This is a genomic window from Escherichia sp. E10V10, from assembly GCF_004211985.1.
Classification (GTDB): Bacteria; Pseudomonadota; Gammaproteobacteria; order Enterobacterales; family Enterobacteriaceae; genus Escherichia.
Map to the genome: position 1 here is coordinate 256,864 of NZ_RHJO01000010.1, position 11,453 is coordinate 268,316.

General features: G+C 54.8%; 11 protein-coding genes. 7 read left to right on the plus strand and 4 right to left on the minus strand.

Features of this window, described 5'->3' with window-relative positions; genetic code table 11:
* The first annotated feature begins 152 nt into the window (after positions 1–152).
* Positions 153–1,292: an LPS O-antigen length regulator Wzz(fepE) gene (wzz(fepE), locus tag D9736_RS14595; RefSeq protein WP_130258589.1), complete on the plus strand. Its 1,140-nt coding sequence runs from the start codon at positions 153–155 to the stop codon at positions 1,290–1,292.
* Here the strand turns inward: wzz(fepE) and fepC are convergent.
* The 3 genes from fepC to fepD are packed head-to-tail and all read right to left on the minus strand — an operon-like array spanning position 1,289 to position 4,094.
* The gene (fepC, locus tag D9736_RS14600; RefSeq protein WP_000140646.1) at positions 1,289–2,104 is read right to left on the minus strand and encodes an iron-enterobactin ABC transporter ATP-binding protein; all 816 of its coding nucleotides are present in this window, start codon (positions 2,102–2,104) and stop codon (positions 1,289–1,291) included. The two genes, wzz(fepE) and fepC, sit on opposite strands and share 4 nt — an antisense overlap.
* Positions 2,101–3,093 carry an iron-enterobactin ABC transporter permease gene (gene fepG / locus D9736_RS14605; protein WP_130258590.1) on the minus strand — a complete coding sequence of 331 codons (993 nt, stop codon included), beginning with the start codon at positions 3,091–3,093 and terminating at the stop codon, positions 2,101–2,103. The genes fepC and fepG overlap by 4 nt, the downstream gene beginning before the upstream one ends.
* On the minus strand, positions 3,090–4,094 hold the full coding sequence (gene fepD, locus D9736_RS14610; protein ID WP_130258591.1) for a Fe(3+)-siderophore ABC transporter permease: 1,005 nt from the start codon (positions 4,092–4,094) through the stop codon (positions 3,090–3,092). Before fepD ends, fepG begins: the two co-directional genes overlap by 4 nt.
* A 110-nt stretch (positions 4,095–4,204) precedes the next feature.
* On the opposite strand from fepD, the gene entS reads away from it, so the two are divergent.
* The gene (entS, locus tag D9736_RS14615; RefSeq protein ID WP_130258592.1) at positions 4,205–5,455 is read left to right on the plus strand and encodes an enterobactin transporter EntS; all 1,251 of its coding nucleotides are present in this window, start codon (positions 4,205–4,207) and stop codon (positions 5,453–5,455) included.
* A gap of 3 nt (positions 5,456–5,458) precedes the next feature.
* Here the strand turns inward: entS and fepB are convergent, their stop codons facing one another.
* On the minus strand, positions 5,459–6,415 hold the full coding sequence (gene fepB, locus D9736_RS14620) for a Fe2+-enterobactin ABC transporter substrate-binding protein (protein WP_130258593.1): 957 nt from the start codon (positions 6,413–6,415) through the stop codon (positions 5,459–5,461).
* 188 nt (positions 6,416–6,603) lie between these two features.
* On the opposite strand from fepB, the gene entC reads away from it, so the two are divergent.
* From entC to entH, 5 genes are read left to right on the plus strand one after another with little or no spacing between them, the layout of a single operon-like run.
* Complete coding sequence (gene entC, locus D9736_RS14625; protein WP_130258594.1) at positions 6,604–7,779, plus strand: isochorismate synthase EntC; 1,176 nt, start codon at positions 6,604–6,606, stop codon at positions 7,777–7,779.
* A 9-nt stretch (positions 7,780–7,788) separates the two neighbouring features.
* The gene (entE, locus tag D9736_RS14630; protein ID WP_130258595.1) at positions 7,789–9,399 is read left to right on the plus strand and encodes a (2,3-dihydroxybenzoyl)adenylate synthase EntE; all 1,611 of its coding nucleotides are present in this window, start codon (positions 7,789–7,791) and stop codon (positions 9,397–9,399) included.
* Positions 9,400–9,412: 13 nt separating this feature from the next.
* A complete protein-coding gene (entB, locus tag D9736_RS14635; protein ID WP_001007118.1) occupies positions 9,413–10,270 on the plus strand; it encodes an enterobactin biosynthesis bifunctional isochorismatase/aryl carrier protein EntB in 858 nt (285 codons plus the stop codon).
* Entirely contained in the window at positions 10,270–11,016 is a 747-nt protein-coding gene (gene entA, locus D9736_RS14640; protein WP_130258596.1) for a 2,3-dihydro-2,3-dihydroxybenzoate dehydrogenase EntA, read from the plus strand. The genes entB and entA overlap by 1 nt, the downstream gene beginning before the upstream one ends.
* A gap of 2 nt (positions 11,017–11,018) precedes the next feature.
* Complete coding sequence (entH, locus tag D9736_RS14645; protein WP_000637953.1) at positions 11,019–11,432, plus strand: proofreading thioesterase EntH; 414 nt, start codon at positions 11,019–11,021, stop codon at positions 11,430–11,432.
* The last annotated feature ends 21 nt before the right edge of the window (positions 11,433–11,453 follow it).

Below are 11,453 nucleotides of genomic sequence, written 5' to 3' on the forward strand. Positions count from 1 at the left end.
AATATTTGCTGAGTGGTTTGTCTGAAAATGCGCCAAACATTGCGTTTGCTGCGTGGAATTTACAAAGTTCAGCTTCGGATAATTCTCACCAACTGGTAAAGTGTGCGCCGTGGAAATTTACCCTCATTGGACTCATTTTCAGGTTATACCGTATGTCAACACTGAATATTAAGCAGGAAAGCGACTCGCATTTTCCCGATTATCATCTGGCGCCAGCCAGTAATAATGAAATTGATTTACTTAATCTTATCGAAGTTTTATGGCACGCAAAAAAACAGATCATGGCTGTCGTTTTTGCCTTTGCCTGTATCGGGTTGCTGGTGTCATTTATCCTACCGCAAAAATGGACCAGTGCGGCGGTTGTAACGCCGGCAGAACCTGTTCAATGGCAAGATCTGGAGAAAATATTTACTAACCTTCGGGTACTGGATCTGGATATCAAAATTGATCGTACAGAAGCATTTAACCTGTTTATCAAGAAGTTTCAGTCCATTAGTTTGTTGGAAGATTATCTTCGTTCATCGCCGTATGTTATGAACCAATTGAAAGAGGCGAAAATTGATGAACAGGAGTTGCATCGGGCTATTGTCACATTGAGCGAGAAGATGAAAGCGGTTGATGACAACGCCAGTAAGAAAAATGAGCCGTCCGCGTTATATACCTCCTGGACGTTAAGTTTCACCGCGCCAACCCGTGAAGAGGCGCAGACAGTATTGGCAGGTTATATCGATTACATCTCAGCTCTGGTGGTGAAAGAGTCGATAGAAAACCTACGTAATAAACTGGAAATCAAAACCCAGTTTGAAAAAGAAAAACTGGCCCAGGATCGCATTAAAACCAAAAACCAACTTGATGCTGATATTCAGCGCCTCAATTATTCGCTGGATATTGCGAATGCTGCCGGAATTAAAAAGCCCGTATACAGCAATGGCCAGGCCGTTAAAGATGACCCTGATTTTTCTATTTCGCTCGGTGCTGATGGTATAGCGCGTAAGCTGGAGATTGAAAAGTCAGTCACGGATGTTGCGGAATTGAATGGTGAGTTACGCAATCGTCAATATCTTGTTGATAAATTAACAAAAACAAATATCGATGACATTAAATTTACTCCGTTTAAATATCAATTAAGCCCGTCATTACCGGTTAAAAAGGATGGCCCGGGTAAGGCGATTATCGTGATTCTTTCTGCCTTAATGGGTGGCATAGTTGCCTGCGGTAGCGTGCTTTTACATTATGCGATGGCATCCAGAAAACGGGATGCCATGATAGAGATGGATGGTCGGTTAGTTTAAATCTTCGCGGTTGAAGGTGCCGTTCGTCCGAGCGGCACCACGAGCGGCGTTCCGGCAACTGGATCGTCAATAATCATGCAGCGCAGACCATAAATGCGCTCGATCAATTCAGCAGTGACAATCTCCTTCGGCGCTCCCTGAGCAACAATTTTCCCTTCCCGCAATGCAATCAAATGGCTGGCGTAACGACAGGCCTGATTAAGATCGTGCAGCACCGCCGCCAGGGTATAGCCTTTTTCGCGGTTCAGTTCGCTTAACAGTTCCAGGAGATCAATCTGATGACTGATATCCAGCCAGGTTGTGGGTTCGTCGAGCAGCATAATCGCCGTTTCCTGGGCCAGCACCATCGCGATCCACGCTCGCTGGCGTTGTCCGCCAGAAAGGGTATCCACGCTTTGATCCGCCAGATGGGTGATTCCCGTAGCCTGCATCGCTTTCGTTACCGCTTCTTCATCTTCTTTGCGCCAGCGGGTAAACAGCGGTTGATGCGGGTAACGCCCACGCGCTACCAGCTCCTGCACGGTGATATCTCCCGGCGTGGTAGCATTTTGCGCCAACAGACCAATCCGGCGTGCAACCTCTTTACTGGCGTAATGTTGAATGTGCTCGCCATCCAGCCAGACATGCCCGTGAGCAGGCGTCATCAGGCGGCTTAACGTGCGCAGCAATGTTGATTTGCCGCAGCCATTTGGCCCGATAATTGCCGTGAAGTGACCATCAGGTATTTCTACAGTCAGATTTTCCGCAACGGTATATTTGCCATATCCCAGGGTTAACTGTTCGCCGCGCAAACGGGCTACTGATTCGGTCATTTTTTGCGAGACTCCTGAATTAACAAGACGATAAGGTAAATACCGCCGAGGCTGACGGTAACGACGCCAACCGGAAGTTGATACGGCATAAACAGTTGCTGAGCGCAGAGATCGGCTGCCAGCAGTAACAGCGCCCCGCACAGCGCCGCTTGGGTCAGCCCCCAGCGAGCGGTGCCGCTAATGCGTCGGGCAATGTGCGGCGCGACTAAAGCAATAAAGGAAATCGGCCCGGCAAGCGCTGTTGCCGCAGCGGTAAGCACCACCGCCACCAGCATCATTAACAGACGCGAGCGTTCGACGCTGACGCCCAGCGCACACGCGGTATCATCGCCCATTTCCAGCAAGCGCATTCGCCGCACCAGTAAGGCGGCGGCAATGAGCATCAATATAATGATGGGTGCGGAGGGCGAGGTTTTTGCCCACGTCAGGCCGTTGAGCGATCCGGCATTCCACAAACCCGCTGTTAGCGCCGTTTCTAAAGACGCTTTCAGCAACAGCCAGGTATTAAAGGCCACCAGCATGGCGCGAACGCCGATGCCGATAATAATCAACCGAAAGGTGTCGATACCGTTACGCCAGGCGAGCAGCCAGACCAACAGCGAAGTGACAATGCCGCCCACCATTGCTGCCAGTGCGATAGCCGTCAGGTCCTGACCAAACAGCACCATCGCCACCAGTACGCCGCTCCACGCCCCGGTGTTAAAGCCCATTACGTCAGGGCTGCCGAGCGGGTTGCGCATCAGCGACTGAAAAATCGCGCCGCTGACGCCCAGCGCCGCGCCAATCAACAGCGCCATCAGCACGCGTGGCAAACGCCATTCGGTGACCACCATCGTCATACTGCGCGGCGAATCACCCATCAACGCGGCGAATACCTGCGAGGTTTCCAGCGTGACGGCACCGCTACGTAATCCCCAGATACCTGCAACCACACAGGCGGAAACCAGCAGCAAACAGGTGATGATTAATCGGCGAGAGACGTAAATCATGCACCACCTCGCGTTTTGCGTCGCACGAGGAAGATCAACACTGGCGCACCAATAAAGGCACTGACCACAGAAACGCGCAGTTCGCCGGGCACAATCACCCGCCCGATGATATCGGCAAACAGCAGCAGGGCAGGGGTAGCAAGCAGCGTGACGGGCAGCGACCAGCGATGATCGGCACCTACCAGCCAGCGCGCCATATGCGGCATCATCAGGCCAATAAAGGCAATCGGGCCAACTACCGCCGTCGCACTACCACAAAGCACGGTAATCGCCAGCAGACCAATCAACTGTGTGCGCGCCACGCGACTGCCCAGCGCCGTCGCGGTGTCGCTGCCGAGGCTCAAACTGTTTAGCGCACGGCTCAGTAATAGCGCAGTTGCTCCGGCGATCAGCACTGGGATCAGCACCACTTTTAAGGTGTGTAAATTACGAATATCCAGCGAACCGGCTTGCCAGAAACGCAGTTGATCGTAGACGTCAGGGTTAAGCAGAGCGATGCCGCTGGTCAGTCCTTCCAGCACCGCCGCCAGCGCCACGCCCGCCAGGGTTAAACGCACCGGACTTAACTGCCCGCCGCCCTGGCTGCCGGTAAAGGCAACAATCAATGACGCCACCAGCGCGCCGGCGAAGGCCATCATCAGTTGTTCCTGTGCGGAAGAGTAACCAAACAGCGCCGCACCCAGCACAATGGCAAAGCTGGCTCCGGCATTCACGCCAAGCAAGCCGGGGTCGGCAAGTGGGTTTCGGGTGAGGGTTTGCATTAACGCCCCGGCAAGGCCAAGCGCACCGCCTGCCAGTAAACCGGCAAGGGTGCGCGGCAGTCGTGCGTCGAGCACGATGGTGCAGTCGGCGCTCTGGCAGGTGCCGGAGAGCGCCTCCAGCACTACGGAAGCGGGGAGTGATTTTGCCCCAATGAGCAGGCTTAATGCCGTCGCGATAATCAGTAATAACAGCAATCCGGGCACGGCAATGGCGCGTGTCACGGCAACAGAACCAGACATACGAACTTCCATGATAATGAAATTAATTATCGTTATCGATCTTATTTGGATATGTTAGCATGTGCAGCCTAAGAATAGGTATTTAAAATATTTGATGGCAAGGCATTGTAATGAATAAACAATCCTGGCTGCTTAACCTCAGCCTGTTGAAAACGCACCCGGCGTTTCGCGCAGTATTCCTCGCTCGTTTTATCTCAATTGTGTCTCTGGGGTTGCTCGGCGTCGCGGTGCCGGTGCAGATCCAGATGATGACGCATTCTACCTGGCAGGTGGGGCTTTCGGTGACGCTGACCGGCGGCGCGATGTTTGTTGGCCTGATGGTCGGCGGTGTGCTGGCGGATCGCTATGAGCGCAAAAAAGTGATTTTGCTGGCGCGCGGCACCTGTGGCATTGGCTTCATTGGACTGTGCCTGAACGCGCTGCTGCCGGAGCCGTCATTGCTGGCAATCTATTTACTCGGATTATGGGATGGTTTTTTCGCATCGCTTGGCGTTACGGCGCTACTGGCGGCGACACCTGCACTGGTAGGGCGTGAAAACTTAATGCAGGCCGGGGCGATCACCATGTTGACCGTGCGTCTGGGGTCGGTGATTTCGCCCATGATTGGCGGTTTACTGCTGGCGACCGGCGGCGTCGCCTGGAACTACGGGCTGGCGGCAGCGGGCACGTTTATTACCCTGCTGCCGTTGTTAAGCCTTCCGGCGTTGCCACCGCCACCGCAGCCGCGTGAGCATCCGTTGAAATCATTACTGGCAGGATTTCGTTTTCTGCTCGCCAGCCCGCTGGTGGGAGGGATTGCGCTGCTGGGTGGTTTATTGACGATGGCGAGCGCGGTGCGGGTACTGTATCCGGCGCTGGCTACCAACTGGCAGATGTCGGCGGCACAGATTGGTTTTCTCTATGCGGCGATCCCGCTCGGTGCGGCTATTGGCGCGTTAACCAGTGGGAAGCTGGCACATAGCGCGCGACCAGGGTTATTGATGCTGCTCTCCACGCTGGGATCGTTCCTCGCCATTGGTCTGTTTGGCCTGATGCCGATGTGGATTTTAGGCGTGGTTTGTCTGGCGCTGTTCGGCTGGCTGAGCGCGGTTAGTTCGTTGCTGCAATATACAATGCTGCAAACGCAAACCCCGGAAGCGATGTTAGGGAGGATTAACGGTTTGTGGACGGCGCAAAACGTGACGGGCGATGCCATAGGCGCGGCGCTGCTGGGCGGTTTGGGAGCGATGATGACACCGGTTGCTTCCGCAAGTGCGAGCGGTTTTGGTTTGTTGATTATCGGCGTGTTGTTGTTGCTGGTGCTGGTGGAGTTGCGGCGTTTTCGCCAGACGCCGCCGCAGGTGACAGCGTCCGACAATTAATGCTTAAAACAGCGCCTTAAGTCGTTCCAGCACTTGCATGGCGCTGTAGTAATCCAGACGGAACGTCTCGGTTCCCAGCGCATAAACCTGCTTGTTTTGTACTGCAGGCAGGTGCGCGAGCAGTGGATTAGCATAAATCGCATCGGCGTCTTTCTGATCACCGGCGAACAGGAATAGTGACTCGCCATTTAACCCTGCAGCCAGATTTTCCCCACCAAGCTGAATGATGTCATGGCGTTTGCCCTGGCTTTGGCTGGCGTTTAAGCCTGCGGGCAACTTCGCCAACGTAAAGCCGAGTTGTTCCAGCATCTGCCCTTGTGCTGATTCCGGCGTCCAGAGATTGGCACTGTGTGCAGCGGCGGTATAGACAATGGCAGTGACCGGCTGCGGCGGTAATTTGATTTGCTCTTTCGCCGCCGCCAGTTGCTTATCAAACTGTGCAATCCGCTCTGCCGCTTGTTTCTCATGCCCGGTAATTTCGCCAAGCTGCGTTAACAGCGACTGCCAGCTTTTGTCGTCGTAATTGATGATTAATGTTGGGGCGATGGTGGAAAGCTGATCATACAGCGCCAGCGCCGAATCACCGCCGGTTGCGCTAATTAAAATCAGATCCGGCATTTGCGCGGCAACGGCTTCGGCGCTCGGTTCGCCGATATAGAGCCGTTGCAGTTTGCGTTCTTTCGCCACCTTGCTCCACTGGCGTAAAAAGCCCTGGTCATCCGCTACGCGGTTATTTGGCGTAGTTGCACCACTGGCAATCACTGGGGCATCAATCGCCAGCAACGAACCCGTCAGCGTGACGCTGGTTGAGACGATGCGCTGTGGCTGGCTTTCTAGCATATGAGTGCCGCGGCTGTCAGTTACCTGACGCGGCCAGTCGGCGGCCTGCACTGCGGATATTCCTGAAAGTAAAAAGCCTGTTAGTAGAAGAGCGGTGCGGTAGAGCGGGGCGAGTCTCACAAATCAGCGTCCTGTTATTAATGAAGTTAATGCTTCTCATTTTCATTGTAACCACAACCAGATGCAACCCTGAGTTGCAGATTGCGTTACCTCAAGAGTTGACATAGTGCGCGTTTGCTTTTAGGTTAGCGACCGAAAATATAAATGATAATCATTATTAAAGCCTTTATCATTTTGTGGAGGATGATATGGATACGTCACTGGCTGAGGAAGTACAGCAGACCATGGCAACACTTGCGCCCAATCGCTTTTTCTTTATGTCGCCGTACCGCAGTTTTACGACGTCAGGATGTTTCGCCCGCTTCGATGAACCGGCTGTGAACGGGGATTCGCCCGACAGTCCCTTCCAGCAAAAACTCGCCGCGCTGTTTGCCGATGCCAAAGCGCAGGGCATTAAAAATCCGGTGATGGTCGGGGCGATTCCCTTCGATCCACGTCAGCCTTCATCGCTGTATATTCCCGAATCCTGGCAGTCGTTCTCCCGTCAGGAAAAACAAGCTTCCGCACGCCGTTTCACCCGCAGCCAGTCGCTGAATGTGGTAGAACGCCAGGCAATTCCGGAACAAGCCACGTTTGAACAGATGGTTGCCCGCGCCGCCGCACTTACCGCCACGCCGCAGGTCGACAAAGTGGTGTTGTCACGGTTGATTGATATCACCACTGACGCCTCCATTGATAGCGGCGTATTGCTGGAACGGTTGATTGCGCAAAACCCGGTTAGTTACAACTTCCATGTGCCGTTGGCTGATGGTGGCGTTCTGCTCGGGGCCAGCCCGGAACTGCTGCTGCGCAAAGACGGCGAGCGTTTTAGCTCTATTCCGTTAGCCGGTTCCGCGCGTCGTCAGCCGGATGAAGTGCTCGATCGCGAAGCGGGTAATCGTCTGCTGGCGTCAGAAAAAGATCGCCATGAACATGAACTAGTGACTCAGGCGATGAAAGAGGTACTGCGCGAACGCAGTTGTGAGTTACACGTTCCCTCCTCTCCACAATTGATCACCACGCCGACGCTGTGGCATCTCGCAACTCCCTTTGAAGGTAAAGCGAATTCGCAAGAAAACGCACTGACTCTGGCCTGCCTGCTGCATCCGACCCCCGCGCTGAGCGGTTTCCCGCATCAGGCCGCGACCCAGGTTATTGCTGATCTGGAGCCGTTCGACCGCGAACTGTTTGGCGGCATTGTGGGTTGGTGTGACAGCGAAGGTAACGGCGAATGGGTGGTGACCATCCGTTGCGCGAAGCTGCGGGAAAATCAGGTGCGCCTGTTTGCCGGAGCGGGGATTGTGCCTGCGTCGTCACCGTTGGGTGAGTGGCGCGAAACAGGCGTCAAACTTTCTACCATGTTGAACGTTTTTGGATTGCATTAAGGAGCGAGGATGAGCATTCCATTCACCCGCTGGCCGGAAGAGTTTGCCCGTCGCTATCGGGAAAAAGGCTACTGGCAGGATTTGCCACTGACTGACATTCTGACTCGCCACGCTGCGAGTGACAGCATCGCGGTTATCGACGGCGAGCGGCAGTTGAGTTACCGGGAGCTGAATCAGGCGGCGGATAACCTCGCCTGTAGTTTGCGCCGTCAGGGCATTAAACCTGGTGAAACCGCGCTGGTACAACTGGGTAACGTCGCTGAACTTTACATTACCTTTTTCGCGCTGCTGAAACTGGGCGTTGCGCCGGTGCTGGCGTTGTTCAGCCATCAGCGTAGTGAACTGAACGCCTATGCCAGCCAGATTGAACCCACATTGCTGATTGCCGATCGCCAACATGCGCTGTTTAGCGGGGATGATTTCCTCAATACTTTCGTCACAGAACATTCCTCCATTCGCGTGGTGCAGCTACTCAACGACAGCGGTGAGCATAACTTGCAGGATGCGATTAACCATCCGGCTGAGGATTTTACTGCCACGCCGTCACCAGCTGATGAAGTGGCCTATTTCCAGCTTTCCGGCGGCACCACCGGCACACCGAAATTGATCCCGCGCACTCATAACGACTACTACTACAGCGTGCGTCGTAGCGTCGAGATTTGTCAGTTCACACAACAGACGCGCTACCTGTGCGCGATCCCGGCGGCTCATAACTACGCCATGAGTTCGCCAGGATCGCTGGGCGTCTTTCTTGCCGGAGGAACGGTTGTTCTGGCGGCCGATCCCAGCGCCACGCTTTGCTTCCCATTGATTGAAAAACATCAGGTGAACGTCACCGCGCTGGTGCCGCCAGCAGTCAGCCTGTGGTTGCAGGCGCTGGCTGAAGGCGAAAGCCGGGCGCAGCTTGCCTCGCTGAAACTATTACAGGTCGGCGGCGCACGTCTTTCTGCCACCCTTGCGGCGCGTATTCCCGCTGAGATTGGCTGCCAGTTGCAGCAGGTGTTTGGCATGGCGGAAGGGCTGGTGAACTACACCCGTCTAGATGATAGCGCGGAGAAAATTATCCATACCCAGGGTTACCCAATGTGTCCGGACGATGAAGTGTGGGTTGCCGATGCTGAAGGAAATCCACTGCCGCAAGGGGAAGTTGGACGCCTGATGACGCGCGGTCCGTACACCTTCCGCGGCTATTACAAAAGCCCACAGCACAATGCCAGCGCCTTTGATGCCAACGGTTTTTACTGTTCCGGCGATCTGATCTCTATTGATCCAGAGGGTTACATCACCGTGCAGGGGCGCGAGAAAGATCAGATTAACCGTGGCGGCGAGAAGATCGCTGCCGAAGAGATCGAAAACCTGCTGCTGCGCCATCCGGCGGTGATCTACGCCGCACTGGTGAGCATGGAAGATGAGCTGATGGGCGAAAAAAGTTGTGCTTATCTGGTGATAAAAGAGCCGCTGCGCGCGGTGCAGGTGCGTCGTTTTCTGCGTGAACAGGGTATTGCCGAATTTAAATTACCGGATCGCGTGGAGTGTGTGGATTCACTTCCGCTGACGGCGGTCGGGAAAGTCGATAAAAAACAATTACGTCAGTGGCTGGCGTCACGCGCATCAGCCTGAAGGAGAGAACACGATGGCTATTCCAAAATTACAGGCTTACGCACTGCCGGAGTCTCACGATATCCCTAAGAATAAAGTCGACTGGGCCTTTGAACCGCAACGTGCCGCGTTGTTAATCCATGATATGCAGGACTATTTTGTCAGCTTCTGGGGCGAGAACTGCCCGATGATGGCGCAGGTGATCGCCAATATTGCGGCACTACGCGACTACTGCAAACAGCACAATATCCCGGTTTATTACACCGCCCAGCCGAAAGAGCAGAGCGATGAAGATCGGGCGCTGTTGAATGATATGTGGGGGCCGGGCCTGACCCGTTCGCCGGAACAGCAAAAGGTGGTGGATCGCCTGACGCCAGATGCCGACGACACGGTGTTGGTGAAGTGGCGCTACAGTGCGTTTCATCGTTCCCCGCTGGAGCAAATGCTCAAAGAGAGTGGACGTAACCAACTGATTATTACTGGGGTATATGCCCACATTGGCTGTATGACCACCGCAACCGACGCATTTATGCGCGATATTAAACCGTTTATGGTGGCGGATGCGCTGGCCGATTTCAGCCGTGATGAGCATTTGATGTCGCTGAAATATGTGGCCGGACGTTCTGGCCGGGTGGTGATGACCGAAGAATTACTGCCAGCACCTATCCCCGCCAGCAAAGCGGCGCTGCGCGAGGTGATCCTGCCGTTGCTGGACGAGTCCGATGAACCGTTCGATGACGACAACCTGATCGACTACGGTCTGGATTCGGTGCGGATGATGGCGCTGGCGGCGCGCTGGCGCAAAGTGCATGGCGATATCGACTTTGTCATGCTGGCGAAAAACCCGACCATCGACGCCTGGTGGAAGCTACTCTCCCGCGAGGTGAAATAATGGATTTCAGCGGTAAAAATGTCTGGGTAACTGGCGCGGGGAAAGGTATCGGCTACGCCACGGCGCTGGCGTTTGTTGAAGCGGGAGCGAAAGTTACAGGTTTTGATCAAGCGTTCACTCAGGAGCAATATCCCTTTGCAACCGAAGTAATGGATGTTGCCGATGCTGCGCAGGTGGCGCAGGTATGTCAGCGACTGTTAGCTGAAACGGAGCGACTGGACGTGCTGGTCAATGCGGCGGGAATTTTGCGCATGGGCGCGACCGATCAGCTCAGTAAGGAAGACTGGCAGCAGACTTTTGCGGTTAACGTCGGCGGTGCGTTTAACCTCTTTCAGCAAACCATGAACCAGTTTCGCCGTCAGCGGGGCGGGGCGATTGTCACTGTGGCGTCCGACGCCGCACACACGCCGCGTATTGGCATGAGTGCTTATGGCGCATCGAAAGCGGCGCTGAAAAGTCTGGCGTTGAGCGTCGGGCTGGAACTGGCGGGTAGCGGGGTGCGCTGTAATGTGGTTTCGCCAGGCTCCACCGACACCGATATGCAACGCACGCTGTGGGTGAGCGATGACGCCGCAGAGCAGCGTATTCGCGGCTTTGGCGAGCAGTTTAAACTCGGCATTCCGCTGGGGAAAATCGCCCGTCCACAAGAGATCGCCAACACGATTTTGTTCCTCGCCTCTGACCTCGCCAGCCATATCACGCTACAGGATATTGTGGTAGATGGCGGCTCAACGCTGGGGGCATAAGCATGATCTGGAAACGCCATTTAACGCTCGACGAGCTGAACGCCACCAGCGATAACACAATGGTGGCGCATCTGGGAATTGTGTATACCCGTCTGGGCGATGATGTACTCGAAGCCGAAATGCCGGTTGATACCCGTACTCATCAGCCGTTCGGTTTACTACATGGCGGTGCGTCGGCGGCGCTGGCGGAAACTTTGGGATCGATGGCCGGATTTATGATGACCCGCGATGGGCAGTGTGTGGTGGGCACGGAACTTAACGCCACCCATCATCGCCCGGTGTCTGAAGGCAAGGTACGTGGCGTCTGCCAGCCGCTGCATCTTGGGCGGCAAAATCAGAGTTGGGAAATCGTTGTTTTCGATGAACAGGGGCGGCGTTGCTGCACTTGTCGGCTGGGTACGGCAGTTTTGGGATGAACCCGACAGAATTAAATGAGA